The organism is Alcanivorax limicola (assembly GCF_019931215.1).
GTDB classification, from domain to species: Bacteria; Pseudomonadota; Gammaproteobacteria; order Pseudomonadales; family Alcanivoracaceae; genus Isoalcanivorax; species Isoalcanivorax limicola.
On sequence record NZ_JAIOUB010000002.1, the window covers coordinates 77,760 to 102,323 of the forward strand.

At 61.2% G+C, this 24,564-nt stretch carries 19 protein-coding genes and 1 tRNA gene; 7 read left to right on the top strand and 13 right to left on the bottom strand.

Translation table 11 applies throughout. The features are described 5' to 3' along the window. Nucleotides 1-78: 78 nt before the first annotated feature. The 4 genes from K8B33_RS06325 to K8B33_RS06340 form a co-directional block, all read right to left on the bottom strand. On the bottom strand, nt 79-774 hold the full coding sequence (locus K8B33_RS06325) for a response regulator transcription factor (RefSeq protein ID WP_223424657.1): 696 nt from the start codon (nt 772-774) through the stop codon (nt 79-81). A 229-nt stretch (nt 775-1,003) separates the two neighbouring features. Then, nucleotides 1,004-1,330 carry a DMT family transporter gene (locus K8B33_RS06330; RefSeq protein ID WP_223424659.1) on the bottom strand — a complete coding sequence of 109 codons (327 nt, stop codon included), beginning with the start codon at nt 1,328-1,330 and terminating at the stop codon, nt 1,004-1,006. Nucleotides 1,331-1,371: 41 nt separating this feature from the next. Further along, nucleotides 1,372-2,163 carry an SDR family oxidoreductase gene (locus tag K8B33_RS06335; protein ID WP_223424661.1) on the bottom strand — a complete coding sequence of 264 codons (792 nt, stop codon included), beginning with the start codon at nt 2,161-2,163 and terminating at the stop codon, nt 1,372-1,374. Between the two features lie 103 nt (nt 2,164-2,266). Further along, nucleotides 2,267-2,343: transfer RNA gene (locus tag K8B33_RS06340), tRNA-Arg, on the bottom strand. A gap of 217 nt (nt 2,344-2,560) precedes the next feature. Here K8B33_RS06340 and K8B33_RS06345 point away from each other — a divergent pair. Continuing rightward, nucleotides 2,561-3,385 (top strand): glycosyltransferase family 2 protein, encoded by an 825-nt coding sequence (locus tag K8B33_RS06345; protein WP_223424664.1) that lies wholly within the window; start codon nt 2,561-2,563, stop codon nt 3,383-3,385. On the opposite strand, the gene K8B33_RS06350 is transcribed toward K8B33_RS06345, so the two are convergent. The 4 genes from K8B33_RS06350 to K8B33_RS06365 all read right to left on the bottom strand — a co-directional run bounded on the left by K8B33_RS06350 (nt 3,373) and on the right by K8B33_RS06365 (nt 6,583). Further along, nucleotides 3,373-4,074, bottom strand: a complete 702-nt coding sequence (locus K8B33_RS06350) for a sulfotransferase family 2 domain-containing protein (RefSeq protein WP_223424666.1) — start codon at nt 4,072-4,074, stop codon at nt 3,373-3,375. The two genes, K8B33_RS06345 and K8B33_RS06350, sit on opposite strands and share 13 nt — an antisense overlap. Before the next feature lie 16 nt (nt 4,075-4,090). Then, nucleotides 4,091-4,696, bottom strand: a complete 606-nt coding sequence (locus K8B33_RS06355; RefSeq protein ID WP_223424668.1) for a hypothetical protein — start codon at nt 4,694-4,696, stop codon at nt 4,091-4,093. A gap of 67 nt (nt 4,697-4,763) precedes the next feature. Next, complete coding sequence (locus K8B33_RS06360; RefSeq protein WP_223424671.1) at nt 4,764-5,669, bottom strand: glycosyltransferase; 906 nt, start codon at nt 5,667-5,669, stop codon at nt 4,764-4,766. 17 nt (nt 5,670-5,686) lie between these two features. Then, nucleotides 5,687-6,583 (bottom strand): glycosyltransferase family A protein, encoded by an 897-nt coding sequence (locus K8B33_RS06365; RefSeq protein WP_223424673.1) that lies wholly within the window; start codon nt 6,581-6,583, stop codon nt 5,687-5,689. A 233-nt stretch (nt 6,584-6,816) separates the two neighbouring features. On the opposite strand from K8B33_RS06365, the gene pyk reads away from it, so the two are divergent. Continuing rightward, on the top strand, nt 6,817-8,268 hold the full coding sequence (gene pyk, locus K8B33_RS06370) for a pyruvate kinase (RefSeq protein WP_223424675.1): 1,452 nt from the start codon (nt 6,817-6,819) through the stop codon (nt 8,266-8,268). 158 nt (nt 8,269-8,426) lie between these two features. Here the strand turns inward: pyk and K8B33_RS06375 are convergent, their stop codons facing one another. The 3 genes from K8B33_RS06375 to K8B33_RS06385 all read right to left on the bottom strand — a co-directional run bounded on the left by K8B33_RS06375 (nt 8,427) and on the right by K8B33_RS06385 (nt 12,561). Further along, nucleotides 8,427-9,362, bottom strand: a complete 936-nt coding sequence (locus tag K8B33_RS06375; RefSeq protein WP_223424678.1) for a fatty acid desaturase — start codon at nt 9,360-9,362, stop codon at nt 8,427-8,429. Between the two features lie 133 nt (nt 9,363-9,495). Beyond that, complete coding sequence (locus K8B33_RS06380) at nt 9,496-10,524, bottom strand: AraC family transcriptional regulator (RefSeq protein WP_223424681.1); 1,029 nt, start codon at nt 10,522-10,524, stop codon at nt 9,496-9,498. 153 nt (nt 10,525-10,677) lie between these two features. Continuing rightward, the gene (locus K8B33_RS06385; protein WP_223424684.1) at nt 10,678-12,561 is read right to left on the bottom strand and encodes a S8 family serine peptidase; all 1,884 of its coding nucleotides are present in this window, start codon (nt 12,559-12,561) and stop codon (nt 10,678-10,680) included. Nucleotides 12,562-12,939: 378 nt separating this feature from the next. Between K8B33_RS06385 and K8B33_RS06390 the strand changes: the two genes are divergently transcribed. The 3 genes from K8B33_RS06390 (at nt 12,940) to K8B33_RS06400 (ending at nt 20,989) form a co-directional block, all read left to right on the top strand. Beyond that, complete coding sequence (locus K8B33_RS06390; RefSeq protein WP_223424686.1) at nt 12,940-16,269, top strand: carboxyl transferase domain-containing protein; 3,330 nt, start codon at nt 12,940-12,942, stop codon at nt 16,267-16,269. Between the two features lie 224 nt (nt 16,270-16,493). Continuing rightward, nucleotides 16,494-19,625, top strand: coding sequence for a penicillin acylase family protein (locus K8B33_RS06395; protein ID WP_223424688.1), 3,132 nt, complete (start codon nt 16,494-16,496; stop codon nt 19,623-19,625). Nucleotides 19,626-19,768: 143 nt separating this feature from the next. Continuing rightward, a complete protein-coding gene (locus tag K8B33_RS06400; RefSeq protein WP_223424690.1) occupies nt 19,769-20,989 on the top strand; it encodes a PQQ-dependent sugar dehydrogenase in 1,221 nt (406 codons plus the stop codon). An 18-nt stretch (nt 20,990-21,007) separates the two neighbouring features. On the opposite strand, the gene K8B33_RS06405 is transcribed toward K8B33_RS06400, so the two are convergent. After that, a complete protein-coding gene (locus K8B33_RS06405; protein ID WP_223424692.1) occupies nt 21,008-21,358 on the bottom strand; it encodes a Kazal-type serine protease inhibitor family protein in 351 nt (116 codons plus the stop codon). A 225-nt stretch (nt 21,359-21,583) separates the two neighbouring features. Here K8B33_RS06405 and mltF point away from each other — a divergent pair, with 225 nt between their 5' ends. Both mltF and K8B33_RS06415 read left to right on the top strand, forming a co-directional pair. Further along, nucleotides 21,584-22,972 (top strand): membrane-bound lytic murein transglycosylase MltF, encoded by a 1,389-nt coding sequence (gene mltF / locus K8B33_RS06410; RefSeq protein ID WP_223424695.1) that lies wholly within the window; start codon nt 21,584-21,586, stop codon nt 22,970-22,972. Nucleotides 22,973-23,196: 224 nt separating this feature from the next. Further along, nucleotides 23,197-23,598: a hypothetical protein gene (locus K8B33_RS06415; protein ID WP_223424697.1), complete on the top strand. Its 402-nt coding sequence runs from the start codon at nt 23,197-23,199 to the stop codon at nt 23,596-23,598. Between the two features lie 22 nt (nt 23,599-23,620). Here the strand turns inward: K8B33_RS06415 and K8B33_RS06420 are convergent, their stop codons facing one another. Further along, nucleotides 23,621-24,466, bottom strand: a complete 846-nt coding sequence (locus K8B33_RS06420) for an ion transporter (protein WP_223424699.1) — start codon at nt 24,464-24,466, stop codon at nt 23,621-23,623. Nucleotides 24,467-24,564: the final 98 nt, after the last annotated feature.

Sequence of the window (24,564 nt, forward strand, 5' to 3'; positions counted from 1 at the left end):
GGGAATCACAGACCGCTACTGTGCCGCATCAGCGGCCCGCCACGCAAAGCGAAGATGATAAAACGAGGCTGGACGGGCTCACTCGCTGCCCTCGATGGACTCCAGGCGATAGCCATGCTGGTAGATGGTCTTGATGCGGTAACCCCGTTCGGGGCGAATTTCCAGGCTGCGGCGAATGCGGCTGATGTGCACATCCACGGTACGGGACTCGATCGCGGACATGATGCCCCAGACCTTTTCCAGCAAATGCGCCCGGGACATCAGCTTGCCCACGTTCTGGAACAGATAGCTGGCCAACTCGAAATCCTTGTCCGTCAGCTTCACCGGCTCGCCATCCAGGGTGATCACCCGACGGCCCCGGTCGATGGTCCAGGGCCCCACTTCCTGAATGCCCTGGGGCACCACTTCACCCACCCCGGCGCGACGCCCGAGGGCGGTGATACGGGCCAGCAGTTCCGCCTGGCGCACCGGCTTGACCATATAATCATCCGCGCCATGGCTGAGTGCACCGACAATGGATGCCTCGTCGTCCCGCTGGGTGGCGAACAGCACGGGTACGGGATTGCCGTTGGCGCGCAACTCATTGAGCACGTCGTGCCCACTCATGTCCGGCACTTCCCAGTCGAGCAACAACAAATCAAATGTTTCGCGACGCATCAGCACCATGAATTCACGACCGTTGGTGCAATGCATGCAGGAATGCCCGGCTTCAGCCAGCATGTGCTTGACCATGTCCGCCTGGGCGTTGTCATCTTCCAGATAAGCGATACGCAAACGTCGTTCCTCCTTGCACAGGCGGAGAAAGCGTTGGCCGTACCATTGCTGGACATATCGTCCATTACAACAGCCGACGCCCCCCTGGCTCCACCCGTTAGTTGGCATGCGTGCCTGCGGTTAAACCCCCACCGTCGACACCTGAAACCTGTCAATCGGATTACTGACAATCCGGACTGCTAACGTTAACCAAGCCGGTGCCGCAAGTGCTTAAAAGCTTGTAAAAGCGTCAACTGGCTGCCGTCACTTTCAGCCCGACCACACCACTGATAATCAGCGCGATAAACAGGAAGCGCAGCGGCGTCACCGGATCATGATAAAGCCAGACAGCGCACAGCGTGATGCCCACTGCACCGAGCCCGGTCCAGACAGCATAGGCCGTACCCACAGCGATACCGCGCATGGCAAATGACAACATCACCATGTTCAGCACCGTCAGTACCGTTACCGTGGCCACGGACAGCAGGCCTGGCGACGTGCCCACCCACTTCAGGCTCAACGCCCAGCCAATCTCCACAAATACCGCCAGAAACAGGACCAGCCAATATATCGTCATTGCTCAGCCCCCAAAGGCACAGTGGTGTCACCGCAAAAAATTCAGGCCGTCAGATACCCGCCGTCTACCTGCATGCAGGTGCCTGTCGTGTAACTGCTCGCATCGCTGACCAGATAAAGGACCGCGCCCGCCATCTCGGACGGATCCGCCACGCGATTCATCGGCACATGGGTCAGCAGGGATTTCAGGATAGCGTCGTTCTTGACCAGCGCGCTGGCAAATTTCGTGTCCGTGGCACCGGGCAGTAACGCATTCACGCGAATACCGGTTTCGCCGCACTCGCGCGCAAAGGCCTTGGTCATGGAGATCACTGCCGCCTTGGTGATCGAATAGATACCCTGCATCGGCCCGGGAATAATTCCGTTCACGGACGCCACGTTAACAATGGCACCGCCACCGTTCTCACGCATCAGCTTGCCACCCTCCACGGACATGAAGAAGTAGCCGCGAATATTCACATCCACTGTCTTCTGGAATGCGGTGAGGTCGGTATCCAGGATATGGCCGAAATAGGGATTCGCTGCTGCATTGTTGACCAGGATATCCAGGCGCCCGTGACGCTCGCGGATGGTGGCGAAAAGTGTCTGAATCTGGTCCATCTCACCGATATGGCAGGCGATGGTTTCGGCCTTGCCGCCAGCCTCATGGATGGCTGCCACCACCGCGTCGCAGGCATCTGCCTTCCGGGATGAGACGATGACCGTGGCACCGGCGCTTGCCAGCGTGCGGGCTACAGCCTCGCCGATACCACGGCTGGCGCCGGTAACGAGGGCCACGCGGCCAGTGAGATCAAACAGTTCAGCAGGGGGGCGAATGCGGGTGCCAACGGTCATGAGGGGCTCCTCGTCGTGTTGTTGATGAAGCGTTACAAGCGTCCGTTACACTAGCTGCCTGCCAAAAAAAAGGCCATCTCCGCAGGGAGATAGCCTTTCTGTATGGTGCACCCGACTGGATTCGAACCAGTGACCCCTGCCTTCGGAGGGCAGTACTCTATCCAGCTGAGCTACGGGTGCGTCGTCAAGAGCGGCATGATAATCGCTCAGGGCGCCGGAGTCCACGCCACGGGCTCCGCCGGGCCAGACCGTGGCAAAGCGGCACATATGCGACTATTATCCATGCCCTGATCACACCATGCCCTGATCAAGCCATACCCTGGCCAAGCAGCGCCAACGACCGGGGATATGCGGACATGGCGCGGCCAGAGCCAGACGCCGGCGGGAGCACCAGCACATGAAGATCTCGGTAATCATGACCACCTACAATGCGCCAGAGTGGCTCGAGAAGGTGCTCTGGGGCTACAGCGTGCAATCACACCCCGATTTCGAGATCATCATCGGCGATGATGGTTCAGACCAGCGCACGCTTGAGGTGATCCACCGCATTCAGGCCGAAACGGATCTGGACATCAAGCATGTCTGGCAGGAAGACAAGGGCTTCCGCAAATGCCGCATCCTCAACAAGTCGATCTTGCAGGCAACCGGCCCCTACCTGGTGTTTACCGACGGCGACTGCATTCCACGCGCTGACTTTCTGGCAGTCCATGCCACCGAAGCGAAACCCGGCCATTACCTGTCGGGGGGCTATCACAAGCTGCCCATGAGCACGAGTGAAGCCATCAGCAAAGCCGACATCCTCAGCGGCCGCTGCTTCGACCTGAAATGGCTCAAGACCCACGGACTGAAAGCCAGCTACAAGAACACCAAGCTGACTGCATCCCCCGGGCAAGCGCGCATCCTGAACCGATTGACGCCAACCGCCTGCAACTTCAAGGGCTCTAACGGCTCCGCCTGGCGCGAGGACGTTTTGCGCGTTAACGGTTTTGACGAGCGGATGCCCTGGGGCGGACTGGACCGGGAATTCGGCGTGCGGCTGATCAATGCCGGCATACGCCCGAAGCATGTGCGCTACAACGCCATCGTCATTCATCTCGACCATCCCCGAGGCTACAAGGACCCGGAGAAGGTCAGGGAGAACAAGCAGCTACGTCTGGACAATGCACGCAATGGCGTTATTCGCACGGAGCATGGCATCAGCCAGCTGGATCAGTATTCGTAACCGTTCAGCATGATCTCCGCCTTGAACATTTCTCCAATTTTCTCGCGCTGGGCGCTCGTCAGCACGTCACGATAGTGGCGACGATCGCTGCGGTACACGGATTTTGTCCGGGGCAGCAGAATCGGCTCCGGCAACCCGAGCTCCTGGCGCAAAGCCTCCAGATCTTCTTCAAGATGCTCATACCGGCAGATTCTGTCGACAACGACCTTGCCACCGATCGTGTAAAGCTCATACCCTTTGCGCACCAATGACCGGGCATGCGTTGAATCCAGGAATTTATCCAGGGACGGGCGACGCTCCTCCGCGATATCCCGGTAACGCCAGAAATACTGAGAGATGACTCTGTCCCAGGGGTTTCGGACAACACAGAACTTCAGATAGCTGTCCCAGATTTCCGGATCAAGCCGCGCCTTGAGCTTTTGCGCAGGAATATGATTGTAATAGGTATGCTTGTATCGCCCCTTGACCAGACGTCGCCACCAGTCCCCGGGGTGATATGCTGTCCAGGGCGCCAGATAAAGGCTGGATGGCACACCGCCAGACGCGACACGCTCACGCTCCTCCTCCTCACTGAGATGCGTCACAATATCGTCTTCGCTACAGAATCTTGAAAGCGCTACCTCAACGGATGTGCCGGCGGTCTTGTTGGTCTTGAGAAAGATGAACTTATATTTATGGCATACAATCATGGTATGGCCCCGTCAATTACGGAAGGTCTATTTTACTGGACGAGAAACGTGTCAGCAGACGGCGCAGCCCCGTGCCCTTCTTCTTATCTCGCTTGCTTACGTTGCGCTTTGCGCCAAGCTCGGCGCGAATGGCCGTCATGTCGCCATGGAGACCCGCATCCCGCATAAAGGCCAGAAAATCTTCCTCGATATTCTCAAGCCGAACCAGCGACCAGTTTGACCTCCCCTTGAGGAAAAACCGGACATTATCGTCAACGGCATCAATGAATCTCCGGCATGCCAGCAATGCCTGATCCGGCGCAGGCTTTTCACGCTGCATCAACATGCCATGGTAGAACGCTCGCACAATGGATACCCTGATATGCCAACGCTCGCGATAGCTTAGCGCTGTCGCGTCAGGATCCCGGGTCAAGTAAACGTAGTGCGTATCGGCGTCATCAAACAGTCGGTCCAGGCCGCCCAGAAACCAGACCAGTCGATTATCCGCTTCTATATGATTATCAGGATAATCGAGCCGCCCCGTGAGATATCGGGCACGGGTTTCATGACCCGCTGTCATGCCGTCAATATGTTGGCTGGCACGCGCAAACGTTGTTGAGCCAGCGCGCCCGGTTGTCAGCACAAATACTCTCATTGAATCACCCCCCAGGAAGACTCTTTCCCCTGAATGCCAACCACAGATCCCCTGATCAGAATCTCAGCCAGCGACGCAACGCATTCTCGACACTGCTGAGCTTTTGCAGCCAGCGACTATCCTGCATGGGGTGATAGGCCCACGGCTTCGGCGGATCACTCTCGACACATTGAAGTGCGTCCTCAGCAAACGGAGGCCGCTCATGAGGCCGCGCTTCAAGCGCTGCCGTTTCTGCGGCATCCAGGATGCGGAACGGGAAGTAGCCGGAGTTTCTCTGCCGCTCCGCAATCTTCAATGCCCATGTTTTTCGCTTGCCACGATAGGTCGGCACTTCGGGCAGCCACATGGCAAACGGCACATGCAGGTAAGGCATGGGGCCAAACAATCTGGCGGCCTGTTCATCATTGCGGGGCTCTGATTCAAGGAAAGACCACCCTCTTGCCAGCAGCCGCGCCGGCTGCATGATCAGCAATGCAGAGAAATGGGTGCCCGCGCTTTGTCGGGCGCCCTGCCGGTAGTAAACGCCGACACTCTCTTCATAACGCATATACCGTTCATCACGGACCCGATTTCGGCCGCGCAAAAAACAGGGATGAACAAAGCCTGTGTTTTCATTTTCAGAGAAGAGCGCCGCCAGTTGCTGTTCATCCTGTTCGGATAGCGGCCTGACCATCTGCGTATCGTCTTGCAGATAGCACACCATATCAGCGCCACGCTCTTGCGCGAACACCAGCGCTTTCTGCATGTTGCCGTACAGACCGCCCAGGCGTCGGTAGCTGTCCTGCTCCGGCTGAACAACCGTGTAGCGCTTTGCCAGATCGGCCAACAGCGTAGCCGTGTCGGCATCATCGCTATTATCGTCAAAAATCGCGATATCTGCGCCGGGAGCGCAGCGCTCTATGCTGTTGACGCAGTTCTGCAGATAGCGCCCGCGATTAAAGGAAAAAATGCAAAACAACACAGTGCTGCCTCCGCCAATCATGAAGCGCCGCGGCGATCCCGCCGTCGGCTTTGCAGTGCGCGAATACGTGTGCGCAGCTGGTTATGTGTTTCGGATCCGCTGTAACGGCCCTTCTGTATATGACGAATACGATAGACACCGGGCACTGCAAGAGGCGTCCCCCGGGTTCCGAGCAGCCAACGAAAGGCTCTGTCCTCGTGGCATTTGGCGAAACGTTCCACCGGCTTTTGATAGATACCGATATTGCGGCAGTAGCCCACCGCGCGGCATACATCACCATGCGCGATCTGCAACGGTCCGGTGGCACGCGTGGGGAACTGGCTGGTAAAGATAGCGTCATCAATATCCAGTACCGCCGGGATGTGCCGGCCGCTGCCCAGCATCGGGTTCTCCGCTTCCAGCAGATCGGAGCAACGCTCTTCATCGGGGTAGAACAGCGCATCCTGTCGGCCCTGAAGACGCCGGGAGAGTGTATCCAGGCAATTTTCCCGGAACATCAGGTCGCAATCCGTAAACCAGACCCAGTCAGCAGTGGTCGCCAATGCGGCCCGGTTACGCCCGATACTGCGCCGGAACAGCTGCTGCCGCGGCAAGGGCTGCCAGTTCCAGTGCACACCCTGCACCTGCTGTTCGGCGAAAAAGCGGAGCAGCGACTCCGTCTCCGTGTCCTCCGGGCAATAGAAGACCGTCATGGTGACATCCATGTCCTGAGGCGGGAACAGCACCAGAGAGCTGAGTTGATAGATCAGGAAATGACTGTAGCGCCAACAATGGCTCACCACCTCAAGGTGCAACCTGCCCGTTTTTGCAGCGCGGGCCTGCAACGGCGGCAGGTCTGGCTCGAACCATCGCGCCGGCAGCAGGCCACTGGCGGCAGCCTTGTAAAATGCGAGTTTCAGTTTGTCAGTTGTCACGGTAACCCTGCGGCATGACCTGTGCGGCATGAAGCGCGCGCTGGCGGCGCGCGTGGCGCACCCTGAATAGCGGCAAACTTACCTGAATAGGCGCTTCAATGCCATAATCGCCGGGCCTTTGAGGCCGTGCACCGGGCGTGCATGCCGTCACGCCAACCGCATCCCCTGAAGACTTATCTATCGCACCGGTTTGCCGCATCATGGTGACGTCACCCACTACAACAGGACGTCCCATGTTCAGACGTACCAAGATCGTCGCCACGGTTGGCCCCGCCTCCGCTCAACCCGAGACGCTGCGACAGTTGATCGCCGCTGGCGTCAACGTGTTCCGGCTGAATTTCTCCCACGGCAGCGCCGCTGATCATCAGCAGGTCGCGGCACACATCCGTGAGGCCGCGCGGGCTGAGCAGCGCATTGTCGCCCTGCTGGGCGACCTGCAGGGCCCTAAGATCCGTATCGCGCGCTTTAGTGCTGGCAGCATCCAGCTGAGCCCCGGCGCGCGCTTCTGCCTGGACACCGCACTGGACAAGGACGCTGGCGACATCACTCAGGTGGGCGTGGACTATCCGCAACTGGCTGATGATTGTGATGTGGGCGATACCCTGCTGCTCAACGACGGCCTTATCGCACTGCAGATTCGCGAGATTCGTGGCAGCCGCATTGATTGCGAGGTGATCACCGGTGGTGTGCTCAGCAATAACAAGGGCATCAACCGCAAGGGTGGCGGCTTGACCGCTGCCGCGCTGACCGTCAAGGATCTGGCCGATATCACCCTGGCCGCCGATATGGACCTGGATTACCTCGCGCTGTCGCTCCCCCGCAATGCCGAGGATGTCACCCGGGCAAGGCAACGCTATCGAGAAGCCGGTGGCGAAGGCGGCATCATCGCCAAGATCGAGCGCGCCGAGGCAGTGGCCGACGAGGCCACGCTGGATGCCATCATCCTGGCCTCCGACGGTGTCATGGTGGCCCGGGGCGATCTGGCTGTGGAAATCGGCGATGCCGAGTTGGTGGGCGTACAGAAGCAGATCATTCAACGGGCGCGGGCGCTGGATCGCTTCGTCATCACTGCCACCCAGATGATGGAATCGATGATCAGCAGCCCGCAGCCGACGCGAGCAGAAGTCTCGGATGTGGCCAATGCGGTGCTCGACGGCACCGATGCCGTCATGCTCTCTGGCGAAACCGCCGTTGGCGATTACCCGGTGGTCACCGTGGCCGCCATGCACCGGATCATTCTTGGCGCAGAACGCTCCTGGCAGCAGCGCGGCTTCGCCAGCCAGCGCCAACCGGAAACACTCAGCGCTATTGATGAGTCCATTGCCATGGCGGCCATGTATGTGGCCAATCACCTCAGCGGCGTCAAGGCGATCATTACCATGACCGAGACCGGCGCCACACCGAAGCTGATGTCGCGTATCCGCTCGGGGATGCCGATTTTTGCCTTTACCCCACACCCGCGCACGCAGCGCCGGGTATCCATCTACCGGGGCGTGGAAACCATGGCCTTTGACAGTGAGTCAGTGCCGAACTCGCGCATCAACGGGGAAGCCGTCTCACAACTCCTGGCGCTGGGGCTCGTGGAGGCCGGCGACCGGATTCTGATTACCAAGGGGGATTATGACCGCGCCCATGGCGGCACCAACACACTGAAGATCGTGACAGCCGGCGAGGACGTGCGCTGAGAAAAGAGCGCTACCGCGAAACCAGCGGTAAAAGCAGCTGCAAAAAAAAGTGACCCGAGGGAGGGCCACTATAGTTGTAAGGCAGTCAACAATCTAAACAATAAGCCCGGCAGTCCCGGAATCATGATCTTCATTATCAAGCGCTCCCCGGGCAGTCTCTATTTGAGATATGTGTCTTTTTGTGAGTCAGGCACGCCCGCCGTATTGTCCCGCGGACCCAGCCCGAACGGCCCGATGATCATGCTGCCGGATTTCGCCAGATGCCGCTGCTGGCACGCCGCCCAGGCCTTGCCGTACCGGTAGAACGGAATGGTCGGGTACAGATGGTGTACCAGATGGTAGTTCTGGTACATGAGCACCGGCGTCAGCCACCATTCCTGCCCCATGCGCATCAACGCCGTGCGGTGCGGGTCCTCGTCCTGCCGCCCGGTATGCGGGTAATGCGGCAACACCATGAAGACCAGGCACATCAGGAAATAGGACAGATAGCTGGGGATCAACCACAGCATCAACATGTAGTAGGGCTGCCAGACAAACAGGCCAGTGAGGAGCACACCCGCCACCAGCAGCTCGCGCCGGATCTCCGTCGGTGTCAGGCCGGGCAGGGCCCCGGGGTCGCGGAAGTAGCGGTACAGGTACAGAAACGGCCAGAACCCCCACAGCGGCAGCGTGCGCAGATCGCTGGCCAGCCAGTGATCCGGGTCTTTTTCCTCATTGGCGAAGCGGTGATGGCGCATGTGCATCAGCCGAAACAGCTTGCCGCGCCCGAACGGCACCGCCACAAACGTGGCCAGCGCGAGAATCAGGTCGTTCAGCCACATCCTGTTCGACGCACAACGGTGAATCGCCTCATGGGAGGGGGTGAATAACACGTAGCCCGCCACGCCATTCACCAGCATCGCCAGCCACATGGGCCATATGCCGTTAATCGCGCTGTACCAGCTGAGCACCAGCGTGCCGAGCCCACCCACCAGTAACAGCACCGTGGGCCAGGCCAGCACCGGCGACACTTTCAGGCGCGCCAGCAGGCGTGCGTCATCCTGGCCAGGCAGGCAGGTCGAAACGGGAGTCTTTGAAGCCGTATCAGAGGTCATGGTCTGTGCCCACCGTACAAAGAGAAACTGAACACAGTGTTTACCCGGCACGCGGGGAAAGTAAGTGCCGAAGATGCCATCAGGGGGATAATAAGTGTCAAGTGCGCCGATACGCGGATTCAGGAGCCGCGGCTCAGACATCACGCCCGCGAAAGGCGGCAGGCGAGGTGCCGAACCACCGCCGAAAGGCCCGCCGAAAACTCGCCACGTCGGTATATCCCAGGGCCTCAGCCACCGCCGCCACCGTGTACTGGGGCAACCCCAGCAACCGAGTGGCCTGCCGGCTCAGCGCCTGATCCCGCAGTTGCTGGAAGCGGGTACCCTCCTCTTTCAGGCGCCGGATCAGTGTGCGCGGGCTGATATTCAGCGCCGCTGCCGTCTCCACCAGCCCCGGCAACATCCCCGCCACCGCTGGCTCCCGGGTCAGCAGGGCAAGCACCTCATCACAATACCGGCCACGCCGGCGCAGGGCTTCCTGGCGCGCCTCACACTGCTGGCTGGCCAGCCACATCATGTCCCGGTCATGGGATGCCAGGGGCTCGTCACCGTAGCGGGCCGGCAGGCACAGCGCCGGGGCAGGAGCATCAAAGCGCACCTGGTTACCCGCGAAGGCGCTGTAGAACGCCTCGGCATAGTCCGGCGCCGGATAGTTGAACTGCACCACCCCGCCACTTAACGGCCTGCCCAGCAACATGCTGTGGCAAGCGAAGGCTGAGGCCAGCGCCGACTCGGTCAGAAACTGGACCGCCTCATCCATCGGGTAGGCAAAGTGCAGCTGCATTGTCAGCGAGTCCTCACTTTCCATCAGTTCGGCAGTGAATATCCCGGTGCGGGTATTGTTGTAGCGGGCGAATACCGCCATGGCATCACGCAATGTCGGGCTGGCCATGGCGGCCACGCCCATTGGCCCGTGCATGGCCGGCAGCGCACGCAACCCGGTTTGCAGGGCGATATCGCCGCTGGCCGCCAACTGCCGGGCATTCCGCATCAGTCGTGCCGCGCCGTGCCAATCGATATAGCCGTCACTGTCCTGCAGCGTCGGCACATCCACACCGGTGCCCGCCACCAACGCCACCAGTCCCGCCTCGTCCAGCGCCAGCGTCTGGGCAATCATGCGGCAGTATGTCAGCGCAAGATCCGGTGCAGCAGCGGGTGGGGGCACAGTATTCTCCGTTTGAAGGCATGACTTATCCTGCCGGATTGACACGCTGAACATGACAGATATTGCGCGGGGAGCCAAAAAAAAGGCGACCCGAAGGCCGCCAGAGCGAAATGTCGTACAAGGCAGAGCATTCAAACATCGCGCATCACTATGTCAGGGATTCGTCAGCAGCTCATAAGCACCGCTCCCCGTTGTGGCCCGCACCCGCCAGCGATAGGTGCCGCCGGAAACACGGGTACTGATCTGCTTTTCCGCTGCAGTGCCCTGACCTGTGGCCACGGTACTCCAGCTGCAGCCCAGTAACAGAAAGCAGCTGCGGCTTTCCAGAAACACATCGAATGAGGCGCCCGCCGGGCTCAGCAAGATACCCGTGACAACCCCCCCACCGAAGTCAAACTGATGCGTCGCCTGCTGCCCGTTATTCAGCGTTCCAGTGCGGCTCGTGCAGTCCGGACAATCCGGTCCCTGCCCGTCGTTGACCCGAACGGTTTCACTGCGCTCTGCGGTCTGGTTAGCGGTATCGGTGACCGTCAGGGAGACGGTGTAATCACCGTTGGCAGCATAGGTGTGCTGCACCTGCTCACCGCTGGCCGTGTTGCCGTCGCCAAACTGCCAATCCCATGCCGCAACACCCACATCGTCCGTGCTGCCGCTGGCATCAAAAGAACACACCAGCGCCTCACACTCGACCGTAAACGCAGCGACCGGTGGCCGATCGACCGGGTTGCCGTTATCTGCCGGGTCCACGTAGAGCAACAGATTGGGCGAACCACTGCCGATGCTGCTCAACACACCAACCGTGGCATCCGCCAACAGCACAGTGCCGACTTCATCCGGCGTGGCGCTGCTTTCCTTGCCCAGATAAAGCGCTGCGGCGCCAGCCACATGGGGCGCAGCCATTGATGTGCCGCTGATGGTGCGTAACTGCGTGTCACTCTGGAACCAGGCCGCCGTAATGTTGGTGCCCGGGGCGAAAACATCGACACAGCTGCCGAAGTTCGAAAACGAAGAGCGGCTGTCATTATTTGCGGTCGCACCCACCGTCAATGCTTCAGCCACACGATTCGGTGAGCCGGTGCAGGCATTCGCATTGCTGTTGCCCGCCGCGACCACGAAGGTGACACCAGCCGCCACCGCGTTGCGCACGGCCTCATCCAGTGCCGTCGAGTTACCGCCGCCCAGGGACATATTGGCCACGGCGGGTTTGGTGTGGTTGCCGGCGACCCAGTCCACGCCGGCAATCACGCCGGAGTTGGCACCACTGCCGCCGCAATCCAGCACCCGTACCGGCGCCACGCTGGCTGACTTGGCGACGCCATAGACGCTGCCGACAGCGGTGCTGGCGACGTGCGTGCCATGCCCGTTACAGTCATTGGTATTGTCTGGATCGGTGCTGCCACCCAGGCCCAGAAAACCACCGCCATTGGAGGCAAAGTTGCGGCCGGTAATAACCCGGCCGGAAAATTCCTGGTGTGTGGCGCGCAGCCCTGTATCGAGAATGTAGACATTGACGCCGGCACCTGCGCTGTCGGGATAGACGTAGATGTTGTCCAGCGGCAGGTGGCGTTGATCGATGCGATCCAGCCCCCAGGTCGCCTCGTTTTGCGTCGCCACTATCTGCACGACCTGATCACGTTCCACATGCAGCACGCCGGGCAATGCGCTCAGCAGTGACGCCTGCAGGTCTGTCATCTGTACCGCCATGCCTGTCAGAGCATGCGCGTAGGTGTGCAGCACATCACCACCGCCAACCGTGGCCAGCAGTGTGGCAATCGCCTGATCCAGATCCAGTGCGCCGAGCAGCCCGGTGATGTTCGGATCAAGCATGACAATATACTGGTCAGTAATGAGATCACCAGGCAGCAACCCGGTACTGTCGACCAGATCGTTGGCCAGATTGGTCACGGGTCCGGTGACGACGCTCACCGTCTCCGTGAGTGATCCCGGCAGATCCGCCTGAGTCGCTGCAGTGCTCAGCAGCAGCGCCATGGCCGCCGCACCTGACATGATTCCCTGTTTGATGGATGTTTGTTTCATCACTCCCTCATCTCGAAACCAGAATGGCTGATGCCTTGCGGCTGTATGAGAAGAGCCTAGACGCACAACGTTGTTCACATCCGTGGCAGCTGTGTATTTTTTTGTTTTTGAACAAACAGTTAGCAGCGAAAACCGTGACACAGCGCACACGCGTTCTGCCCAATCACGCAGGAAGTCACGTAAGAAAGTCACGCGAACAATCAATGCAATCCCGACGGCGATTGTTACCGTTATTCATCCGCTGCATGGTGGGCCATCGGAAATGCTCAGTTCAGCGTTTGCATTCACAGGGTTACTATCCAGCACAGCTGCTATCCAACACAGCGACTATCCAGCACAGTTACTACCCACAGCACAGCCACCCACAAGAGCACTGTCATGTCCGCGACCACCGACCATCACAGCCGTCCACCCTGCCTGCTGATCGCCAATCGCGGCGAAATCGCGATCCGTATCAGTCGTGCAGCACAGGCACTGGGTTGGCGTACCGTCGCGGTGTACAGCACCGACGACGCACAGGCGCTGCACCGACGGCGCGCTGACATCGCTGAGCCGCTGCCCGGTCAGGGGCCGGCCGCCTATCTGGATATACAGGCCTTGATCGAGGCGGCGCGGGCGCAAGGCTGCACAGCGGTCCATCCCGGTTACGGTTTTCTCAGCGAAAGCGGCGACTTCGCCCGTGCCTGCGAAGCGGCGGGCCTGTGTTTTGTCGGGCCGACGGCGGCGGTGCTGGATACGTTTGGCGACAAGATTGCGGCAAGACGGCAGGCACAGGCTGCCGGGGTGCCCGTCGTACCGGGCACCGACAGCGCCACCAGCCTTGCTCAGGCACAGACATTTTTCACGAACCTGCAACAAGGGCAACAACAGCCTCAGGGCATGATGATCAAGGCACTGGCCGGTGGCGGCGGGCGCGGCATGCGCGCTGTCATGCAAGCGGATGAGATTGCCAATGCCTACGCCCGATGTGCCGCCGAAGCGCAGGGCGCGTTCGGGCGCGACGCGCTGTATGTCGAAGCCATGATCCCCCACGCCCGGCATATCGAAGTGCAGATTCTCGGCGACGGCCAGGGTGCTGTGCTGGCATTGGGCGAACGCGAGTGCTCCCTGCAACGGCGACATCAGAAGCTGGTGGAAGTCGCACCAGCACCCGGACTCGACCCTGGCCTGCGCCAGCGCATGCTGGATGCAGCCGTGCAACTCGGCCAGTCACTGCACTATCGGGGTCTCGGCACGGTGGAATTTCTGGTGCCCCGCGGCGGGCTGGATTTTTTCTTTATTGAAACCAATCCGCGCCTGCAAGTGGAGCACACCGTTACCGAAGCGGTGACCGGGCTTGATCTGGTGCAGCTGCAACTGCGCGTGGCGCAGGGCGCATCACTCTCGGAACTGGCACTGACCGAAGCACCGACGCCCAACGGCCATGCGGTGCAACTGCGCATCAATATGGAAACCCTGGCCGCCGACGGCAGCACGCGCCCGGCCCACGGCACACTGACCGCATTCGAGCCGCCCACGGGCGCCGGCATTCGCGTGGACAGTTGCGGCTATACCGGCTACACCACCAACCCCCGCTTCGATACCCTGCTGGCCAAGTTGATCGTGCACGCGCCACAAGGCGACTATGCCGGGCTACTGCGGCGCGCTTATCACGCGCTGTGCGAATGCCGCATCGAAGGCGTCGCCACCGGCATTCCCCTGCTACAGAATCTGCTGTGCCATCCGCAGGTGCAGGCCAACGATATCGACACCGGTTTCATCGGCGCGCAGCTGGAAGCGCTGCTGGCGCCACCGGCGCAACCGCACCCCCGGCTGTATTTCAGCGACAGCGACGCGTCTGCTGCACCGTCTTCCACCCCAAGCCGGGAGGTGCCGTTACCCGATGGCTGCGCTGCCGTGGCAGCACCCGTATCCGGCACGCTCACCGCACTGCTGGCCGCGCCCGGCGACGTCGTAACGGCCGGTCAGACCCTGGCATTGATGGATGCCATGAAGATGGAGTTCGAGCTGAAGGCGGCGCAGGCCGGTCGCATCGTCGAATGCCACGGCCAACCTGGTGATCTGATCAGCGAAGGGCAGACCGTGCTGGTTCTGGACGCTGACCTGGATGCCACCGCAACCGGCGCAGCAGACACTCGCATCGACCCGGACCTGATCCGTGACGATCTGGCAGAAGTGCTGGCCCGGCAAGCCGGGCTGCTGGACGCACAGCGCCCGGACGCCGTGGCGCGGCGCCGCAAGACGTCACAGCGCACCGCGCGGGAAAACATCGACGCCCTGCTGGACCCGGGCAGTTTCAACGAGTACGGCGGTCTGGCACTGGCTGCGCAGCGGCGGCGGCGCAGCACCGAAGAGCTGATCGCCATGAGCCCGGCGGACGGCCTGATCACCGGCACCGGCACCATCAACGCCGGGCAGTTCGGCACCGAGGCCAGCCGCTGCATGGCGCTGGCCTACGACTACACCGTGTTTGCCGGCACCCAGGGCATGATGAACCACAAGAAAACCGACCGGGCGCTGACCCTGGCCGAGCAATGGCGCTTGCCCGTGGTGCTGTACGCGGAGGGCGGCGGCGGTCGCCCCGGCGATACCGACTTCACCGGCGTCGCCGGGCTGGACAACATGACGTTTCTCGGCCTGGCGCGGCTCAACGGACTGGTGCCGCTGGTGAGCGTGGTGTCCGGCCGGTGTTTTGCCGGCAACGCGGCGCTGGCCGGGTGCTGTGATGTGATTATCGCCACGGAAAACACCACGCTGGGCATGGCCGGCCCCGCCATGATCGAAGGCGGCGGGCTGGGTCGTTTCAGCCCTGAGCAGGTCGGCCCGGTCAGCGTGCAGGCCGCCAACGGCGTCATTGATCTGGTGGTGCCCGACGAACAGGCCGCCAGCGCAGCAGCGCGACAGTACCTGGGCTATTTCCAGGGCGTCTCGGCGGAGTGGGACTGCGCCGACCAGCGCAGCCTGCGGCACCTGATTCCGGAAAACCGGGTGCGCGTCTACGACATACGTCAGGTGATCCATACGCTGGCGGATACCGGCAGCGTGATGGAGCTGCGGCGGCACTTTGCGCCGGGCATGATTACCGCACTGGTACGCATCGAAGGCCGTCCCTTCGGCCTGATGGCCAACAACCCGATGCACCTGGGCGGCGCCATCGACAGCGACGGCGCCGACAAGGCAGCGCGCTTCATGCAGTTGTGTGACGCCTTTGATCTGCCTTTGATTTCCCTGTGTGACACCCCCGGCTTCATGGTCGGCCCCGACGCGGAGCGCACGGCCAGTGTGCGGCATATGTCGCGCTTGTTTGTCACCGCCGCCGGCATGACGAGTCCGGTGTTCACCGTCGTGCTGCGCAAGGGCTACGGCCTGGGCGCGCAGGCCATGGCCGCCGGCAGCTTCCACGCGCCGGTGTTCACCATCGCCTGGCCCAGTGGCGAGTTCGGTGCCATGGGGCTGGAGGGCGCGGTGCGCCTGGGCTATGCCCGGGAGTTGGCCGCCATCGAGGACCCGGCCAAACGTCAGAAGCTGTTCGACAAGATGGTGCGTGCCGCCTACCGCCAGGGCAAGGCGCTGAATATGGCCAGCCACCTTGAAATCGATAACGTTATCGACCCGGTCCACACCCGGGACTGGCTGTTGCGCGGTGTGCAAAGCACGCCGACCGCCGGACCGCGCGCGCAACGCAAGCGCTTCATCGATACTTGGTAAAAAAATAGCCTGGTAACAGGCAAGTTGACGCCGCAAGCGGGCGCCGCCCGCTTTGTATCCAAACCGGGTAATTTCTAAGCGTTTTGTGTCTTCCTGGTCACACCACTCCCACCGCGTGCCAAAGTTGCACGATGGTGCTGATAAATCCCCTCGATAAAGCACCTTCCCCCGGATAACGACACAAGAAGGAAGCGCCCACAGATGGCGCTCATGGAGAAGGACAGATGATCAAGCGCGCAACAACCCTGTTTGCCCTCGCGGCAGCCATTTCGCTGGCCGCCTGCGGCGGTTCCTCCGGCGGTAACCTGGGCAATACCCCTGGCGGCGAAGACCCCCGCGACCCCGGCAATCCGGGTAACCCCGGTAATCGCACACCGGTACCGGTGACACAGCCTTTCGCCGATTACGGCACCGTCATGAATATTCTGCCTCCCGGCCAGGACGACAACGGCGGCGTCAGCAATCTGCTGCAGGATGTCCCCGGCCTGGGGGACCTGCTTGGCGGCCTGCTCGACGACGGGTTGAGCCAGCTGGGCCTGCTGCCTGCGCTGTTCCGCGAACCGCATTTCGATGATCAGCTCGACATGTACGAGAACCTGGCGTTCAGCCCTGCCGGGCTGACGGACGATGAGCTGGTCAATTATTTCAAGGATGCCCCGATGCTGGCGCCCGATGCCGGCAACTGGACACGCGAGCTCACCGTTGCGGAAGGTGACTACCGTGTTGATATCAAGCGCGATGACTTCGGCGTGCCACATATCTACGGCGAGCATCGCACCGATGCCCTGTTTGGCATGGGTTACGTCACCGCTGAAGATCGCCTGTTCCTGCTGGATGTGCTGCGCCGCGCTGGCCGTGGTCAGCTGTCGAAATTCCTCGGCCCCGCTGATTTCTCCTTCGACAATGACATTGCCCGGAATGCCCCCTATCGGGAAATTGACCTTTCGTCGCAAATCGCCGGCGTTGCCAGCAAGCTGGGCGACGATGGCGCGCAAATCCTGGTGGATGCCGAAGCCTTTGTTGCGGGTCTGAACAAATACGTGGATCTGGCCCGTCAGGGCCTGCTGGAAGTCCCCATCGAGTACGTGGGTCTTGGCGTCAATCTGGAGCCCTTCGTACGGGAAGACGTGGTCGCCATTGCCACCCTGATCCAGGGCATCTTCGCCGGCGGCGGCGGCGCTGAACACCGCAATGTGCTGCTGCTTCAGGAGTTGCTGGCACAAACCAACGACCCTCGTGTCGCCTGTGACCTGTGGCGCGATCTGCGCCACGCCAACGATCCCGAAGCCTCTGTCACCACAGTGCGCCGCTTTGCCACGCAATCGCCGGCGGCCATCGACGAGAACGCCTGCCCGCTGGAGCCCGCTTTCGCCGGTCGCTTCCCGGCGGCCGTGATGTTCGATGAAGGCAGTTTCCAGGCACAGAATCCGTTGTTGACCGAGCCCTGCGGACGTCCCGGTCAGGTCATGTGCCCCGGCGCTGATGGCGCGATTCCGGCGCTGCCCGGCACCGGCGTTATCAATGTCATCATTGATGGCACGCTGAATCTGCTGCGCGGGCTGTTGTCACTGGCAGTCGTCGACAGCGCGCCCCGGGACGGCATGCTCGCCAGCGTCGGCAGTTGGTATGACGCCACACTGGAGCGTTTTGGCCTGCGGGATGCACCGGAAGCGCCTGCCGCGCTCGCTGCCCGTGATGGTCTGAGCACGGAGCAGCTACGCGAGCTCACCCGCGAACGCGTTATCGGCACCCTGGCCAGTCTCGATGGACTACGCGATGGCTTCCCCAACACCATGTCCAACGCCTTGCTGATCAATGGCGAGCACACCGCCAGCGGCCACCCGCTCGCCGTATTCGGCCCGCAGACCAGCTATTTTGTGCCACAGCTGCTGCTGGAAATGTCAGTCCACGGTGGCGATCTGAACACCCGGGGCATGACGTTTACCGGGCTCCCCTACGTGGTGATCGGCCGCGGCCCCGACTTTGCCTGGAGCGCCACGTCCGGCAACTCCGACCTCACCGACGTGCGCGTGCTGCGGCTGTGTACCCCCAACGGCAGCAGCGACCCGCAGGGCGGCTATCTGTTCAAGGGCCAGTGCAAACCCTTCGATGTGATCAACGACACCTGGGCGGCCAAGTGGAACCTTGCGGTGCCCATGGACGACCCCACCAGCGTTGGCCAGAACATCAAGGTCACACGCAATGTGATTCGCAGTGACGACTATGGCCCGGTACTCGGCTTCGCTACCGTCAACGGGCAACCTGTGGCGCTGGCGCGCCAGCGCACCACCTACTTTGCCGAGCTGGATACCGCGCTGCCATTCGTGCGCGCCACACGCAACGACGTGTTTGATGCCCAGAGCTTCCGTGAGGTGTTCAGCGCCACCACGGGCAGCTTCAACTGGTTCTACGCCGACAAGGATGACATCTCCTTCATCCATACCGGGCTGTATCCCCGTCGCGCCAGCGGCGTGCATCCGGAACTGCCCTCCTGGGGTGACGGCAGCGCCGACTGGACCGGCTTCCTGACACTGGAAGACATGCCTAACGACACCAATCCGGCGCGCGGTTATCTGGCCAGCTGGAACAACCGGCCCGCCAAAGACTGGTGGTCAGCGGATGACAATGCCTCGTACCAGCTGGTGCACCGCAACGACATGCTGGATGTGCGTCTGGAGCAGTTGGTCAGCGAGGGCAATATCACACTCGCGCGCCTGACCGAGGCCATGGGCGATGCTGCAGTGGTCGATCTGCGTGGCCAGGAAATCCTGCCTGCCGCCATCAACTTGCTGCGCCAGGGCAGTGTCAGCGGCGACATCGACACCGCACTTAACCTGCTTGCCGAGTGGAACGCCAATGGCGCCTTCCGTCGCGACCGCAACAACGATGGGCGTTACGACGAAGAGAACGCCGTGGCGCTGATGGACGCCTGGTACACCCGCATGATCGAGCGCCTGCTGCCCCAGGTCACCGCGCTGGAGAATACCCCTGGCGGCAATCTGGCACCGGTCGGCCGGGACAATGCACCGGGGGACATGGGCTCAGCCTATCAGTCCGGCTATTACGGCTACCTGCGTCGCACCCTGGACATGGCCGCCGGGACGAGCGAGGTCAGCTACCGCGCCCTGCGCTGTGCGGACTCGGAGAGCAGTGCGGATTGTCGCAGTGCGCTGATGCTGAGCCTGATTGATGCCATGGACGATCTCGGTGGCGTCAGCAATATGGACAACTGGACGGTCAACATGGACAACGATGCTATCGGGCATCGGGCCATCGGCCTCGCCAGCCTGCGCCTGACACATTGGCAGAATCGCCCGACATTCCAGCAGATCGTGGAATTCCGCGAACGCCGCTAGGGAACCTCTGCGTCGTCTTTTTACCAATCATTACGGCTGTGAACGCACCGCGTCACAGCCGTCGAGGTACTGTTACGGATATTCTTTCCTCATCAGGCATGTGATGAACACTGCGTGCCAAATACTGAAGGGAGAGTGGCAACATGGACCGGCTTGGCATCCTCGTCCTGACACTGGGCGGCATCGCAGCCACCACACTGCTGGGCGGACTCAGCGGATGCGGCGATAACAAGACCACGGCTGTCACCGGGGCAGTCTCCAGCAATGCACCAGACCACCGGCGTACCTCGGACTACCATGATTTCGTTGTCGAAGTCCTTGCATCCGGGCTGGATCATCCCTGGTCGATCGCTTTCTTGCCGAATGGCGACAAGCTGATCACGGAACGTTCCGGGCAGTTGCGTCGCATGCGCGGCGGTACCTTGCTGGGCAAGCCCCTGTCTGGCGTCCCGACGGTGGTCGCAGAAAATCAGGGGGGCCTCATGGAGGTCACCTTGCATCCGGATTTTGACAATAACCGCATGCTTTACCTCAGCTATGCCAAGGCCTGCGATCAGGGCGGCGCCACCACTGCCGTTGGGCGCGGCACGCTCAACGATGAGGGCATTAACGACTTCCAGGACATTTTTGTGGCAGACGCCTGCGCCACGGGCGGTCGCCACCACGCGGGCAAGCTGTTGTTTGATCGCGCAGGCTACCTGTTTGTCACCGTCGGCGATCGCGGTCAGGATGCCCGTGCTCAGGACCCGTCAGACCATGTCGGTGTCACCCTGCGGCTGCATGACGATGGCAGCATCCCGGACGACAATCCCTTTGTCGGCGATGCGCAGAAAGCGGATGCGATATGGAGCTACGGCCATCGCAATGCGCAGGGCATGGCGCTGCACCCGGACACTGGCGAGGTGTGGCAGCATGAGCACGGCCCCAGAGGCGGTGACGAAATCAACCTGATTTTCCCCGGCCTCAACTATGGCTGGCCGACCATCACCCACGGTGTCGAGTACAGCGGCGCGCATATCGGCCCCGATGAAAAAGACGGCCTGGTGTCGCCGCTCAAGCACTGGACACCATCCATCGCGCCTTCCGGCATGGCGTTCTACGATGGCGAGGCGTTCCCGGACTGGCGCGGCGACATATTCGTTGGCGCCCTGGCCGGCGAGCACATTGCGCGGGTGCGTTTTGAAGGCACCGTTGACAGCGCCGCGCCCGGCGACCTCCGCGAGGGGGGCATCCGAGAGGTGGAGGAAGAGCGCCTGCTGGAAGAAACCGGCCTGCGCTTCCGCGATGTGCGCACCGGCCCGGACGGGCTGATCTACCTGCTGACCGACAGCAGTAACGGCAAGCTGCTGCGCATCAGCCCCTGATCAGGGGCTGATTGCTGGCTATCTGGTGCGATCCTCACCGCACTCACCCGGCGTGTAGTACACCACCGCAGGCTGCGCACAGGCCTGGCAACTGTTGCCGAAAGGCCCCACCTCCACCGCAGCGGCATCAAGACCGCATACCGGATCGTAAATCATCGGGCAGGCCACCTGCTCCGGTGGCACATCCGGCCGCTCACCGCATGCGCGAGCCCCATCGGGCAGTATCACATCGCTGCCCTGGCACGCGACCAGCAACCCCGCGCCGGCAAGCAACCCGGCAAACAGGCTCGCGCGACGCGCTCGCTCTATCGCTTTGCCCATCATGGCGCTCTTGTTCAATGCTTGCTTGTTCAATGGCTGCTTGTTCAATGCTTGGGCTCCTGTTCAATACCTGTTCCACAGATGTCGTCTCGGACACCATCATCGCGACAAATTTGCTCCCGTGAAAGCCCCTTCACATTCCCCCGCTGTCTGAGCAAGTAAACTGCGAAGCGGCTACCATAATGAGGCTTCAGCCTCGCCTGCCGCCACGCCTGATGTCCTCACGAAACATGCGGGTATCGCAACACTGCAGAGAAAGAGACGGGGGATCGTATGCGTTTCATCAAGGGGTTGGCACTGGCAACAACCGTTGCCTTTGCGCCATGGCTTGTCGGCTGCCAGAAGGAGCCCGCTCTGAGTCCCGCCTTGCAGGCCATCAAGGACAGCGGCACGCTGGTGGTGCTGACCCGCAATGCGCCCACCACCCATTTCATTGATCGTGATGATCAGCCCATCGGTTTCGAGCATGATCTGGTGAAAGATTTTGCCAACACGCTCGGCGTTGATGTGGAGTTCCGTCTGCGCCACACCATCACCGAGATCCAGAATGAACTCGATGCGGGCACCGCGCATCTGGCCGCCGCCGGGCTGACACGCCTGGAAAGCCGCACGGAAAATTTCAGTTTCGGCCCCGGTTATTATGAAGTGCAGCAGCAGGTTGTCTGCCACCGCGCCGGCGCCCAACCGCGCTCACTCGAGGACCTGGTCGGCTTGTCTCTGCAGGTGATCGGCGGTTCGAGCTACGAGGAACGACTGACGCAGCTCCGCGATACCGAATACCCCGAGCTGACCTGGGACGCCGACCCGTCTCTCTCCACAGAGCTGATTCTGCAAAAAGTCTGGGAGAAGCAAATCGATTGCACCATTGCCGACTCCAATATCGTCGCCATCAACCGCCGTTATTTTCCCGAGCTGAGTGTCATGTTCCCACTCAACGAACCGGAAGAGCTGGCCTGGCTGTTACCCAAAGGAGCAGACGAGCTCGGGCAGGCGTTGCATGCCTGGTATGAGGAGGCCAATGCCGCGGCGCGCATTACGCTGATCGCTGCACGGTATTATGCCCACGTGGAAATATTCGACTACGTGGATACTGCGCGTTTTATTCGGCGCATTGACGAGCGTCTGCCGGCATATCAGGCATTGTTTGAACACGCGGGCGAAAAATATGGCTTCGATTGGCGCCTGCTGGCTGCCCAGGCTTACCAGGAGTCTCACTGGAGCCCGACGGCGCGCAGCCCGACAGGGGTACGCGGCATGATGATGCTGACCCTCCGCACCGCCGGCGAACTCGGCGTCGACAATCGGCTGGACCCCGCACAGAGCATTGACGGCGGTGCGCGCTATCTCGCCAACCTGCGTTCCCGCTTGTCGGAGAGCATCACGGAACCGGATCGCACCTGGATTGCACTGGCGGCCTATAACGTCGGCATGGGCCACATTCATGACGCCCGGGCGCTGGCAGCACACAAGGGCAAAAATCCGGACAGCTGGCTGGACTTGCGAGAGGTACTGCCGCGCCTGTCACAACCGGACTATTACCGCCACCTGCGTTATGGCTATGCGCGAGGCAGCGAGCCGGTGCATTACTTGCGCCGCATCCGCAATTATGAGGACATTCTCGGCAAACAGCTGACCCTCCGCGAAGAAGGCGGCACCCCCTGAACAGTGAACAGGTCGTGCCGCGGCCGTAATGGCAGATTGCCACTATAAAAACGGCATAATGGCACCATTACGGCACCTCTTCAGGAAAGTTATTTCAATGCTGCTTTTCGAAAATATTAATACTGGAAAACATTACATATTTCCCACACGGGAAATAGCGACAAGCCATTATGAATAAGGCATGCTGAACCGGATGTTCACACGTCTCTGACAGCGGTCTTGCCATGCACAACTACAACTCGTCACAGGACGCTTCGCGGAATCTCTCACCAGGCGCCCTGCCCCGTTCAGCCCCGGGCAGCACCGTCGGGCAGGTTGCCGAGGACGGCAGCCGTTACCGTAACGCGCGTGACAGTGCGGCCATCCTCAATGACTGGCTTGACCGCCATGCCGTTGCCATCGACATGAACGGCGAGACTGTGACCTCCCTGTTTCTGGCCGACGACGTCGTGGGCTACCGCATTGAAGGCATGCTGATCAGTGCCCGCAGCAGTGATGGTGTTGTGCTGCGTATGGCGCGGCGCTTGTCCTGCTCCCACCATCTGGGCGACAACGGCATCGCGCTGCTGCAGCAGGCACTGAACACGCTGCGCGAGGAGCTTCGAGAGCAGCCTCAGCAGCTCTGAGTCCGGCTGGGCAGCCCCCCCTTTATCCGATATTGTCTTTGCCGCTGTCCTCCAGCGCTTTCAGTTTCTCCAGCTTTAAGTCCACCGCACGCAATAGTTCAAGCATCTCCTGACGTTCGTCGTGGGCAATCCTGTTGGCCGCCTCCCGCTCTGCGCGCTGCTCGCTCTCATGCACTTCCTGCGTAGCGCTGACGATAATGGCAATAAACAGGTTCAGCACCATGAAGCTGGAAATCAGGATAAAGGGAACAAAGAAGATCCAGGCGTAGGGATATATCTCCATCACCGGCCGGGCAATGCCCATCGACCAGCTCTCCAGCGTCATGATCTGGAACAGGCTGTAGATGCTCGCGCCAAGCGTGCCAAACCAGTCCGGGAAGCTCTGTCCGAACAGCTCGGTGCCCATCACCCCGAAGATATAAAACATCATCAGCAACAGCGCGGCAGTCCAGCCAATGCCAGGCAGGGAGTGCATCAGCGATTCCACCAGCATGCGCAAGCGCTTCACGGCAGACAGCAAACGCAATACCCGTAGAATCCGCAGGCTGCGCAGAATCGCCAGCGGCCCGGATGTGGGCGCCAGGGAAATTGCCACAATAAGGAAATCGAACACATTCCAGCCGGAACGGAAGAAGCGCGGCCCGAATGCCACAAGCTTGATCAGGATTTCCGCGACAAATACCGCGAGGATGCCCTGGTTCAACAACTGCAACACCCCGCCTGCCGCCTCCCGGGCGCCCGCAGAGGTCTCCACCCCCAGAACGATGGCGTTGAGGATGATCAGGCCGGTGATGAAATGACGCACAGCAGCGGATTCAACCCACTCCCCCAGGCGCGTGCGCCGGTTGCCCAGTGCCAGTGTGTTCATGATGCGATACCTCGTGGCTTGCCGTCAGCGGCGCAGTATAGCGAACGGCGCCCGTCCCGCCATCAGGACCGGGCACTGCGAAGTATACATTTTTAGGC

What these genes read in the sequence shown, in the direction of transcription:
- K8B33_RS06330 (WP_223424659.1), bottom strand. Translation starts at nt 1,330, where the DNA reads ATGACGATATATTGGCTGGTCCTGTTTCTGGCGGTATTTGTGGAGATT.
- K8B33_RS06335 (WP_223424661.1), bottom strand. Translation starts at nt 2,163, where the DNA reads ATGACCGTTGGCACCCGCATTCGCCCCCCTGCTGAACTGTTTGATCTC.
- K8B33_RS06345 (WP_223424664.1), top strand. Translation starts at nt 2,561, where the DNA reads ATGAAGATCTCGGTAATCATGACCACCTACAATGCGCCAGAGTGGCTC.
- K8B33_RS06350 (WP_223424666.1), bottom strand. Translation starts at nt 4,074, where the DNA reads ATGATTGTATGCCATAAATATAAGTTCATCTTTCTCAAGACCAACAAG.
- pyk (WP_223424675.1), top strand. Translation starts at nt 6,817, where the DNA reads ATGTTCAGACGTACCAAGATCGTCGCCACGGTTGGCCCCGCCTCCGCT.
- K8B33_RS06375 (WP_223424678.1), bottom strand. Translation starts at nt 9,362, where the DNA reads ATGACCTCTGATACGGCTTCAAAGACTCCCGTTTCGACCTGCCTGCCT.
- K8B33_RS06385 (WP_223424684.1), bottom strand. Translation starts at nt 12,561, where the DNA reads ATGAAACAAACATCCATCAAACAGGGAATCATGTCAGGTGCGGCGGCC.
- K8B33_RS06390 (WP_223424686.1), top strand. Translation starts at nt 12,940, where the DNA reads ATGTCCGCGACCACCGACCATCACAGCCGTCCACCCTGCCTGCTGATC.
- K8B33_RS06395 (WP_223424688.1), top strand. Translation starts at nt 16,494, where the DNA reads ATGATCAAGCGCGCAACAACCCTGTTTGCCCTCGCGGCAGCCATTTCG.
- K8B33_RS06400 (WP_223424690.1), top strand. Translation starts at nt 19,769, where the DNA reads ATGGACCGGCTTGGCATCCTCGTCCTGACACTGGGCGGCATCGCAGCC.
- mltF (WP_223424695.1), top strand. Translation starts at nt 21,584, where the DNA reads ATGCGTTTCATCAAGGGGTTGGCACTGGCAACAACCGTTGCCTTTGCG.
- K8B33_RS06415 (WP_223424697.1), top strand. Translation starts at nt 23,197, where the DNA reads ATGCACAACTACAACTCGTCACAGGACGCTTCGCGGAATCTCTCACCA.
- K8B33_RS06420 (WP_223424699.1), bottom strand. Translation starts at nt 24,466, where the DNA reads ATGAACACACTGGCACTGGGCAACCGGCGCACGCGCCTGGGGGAGTGG.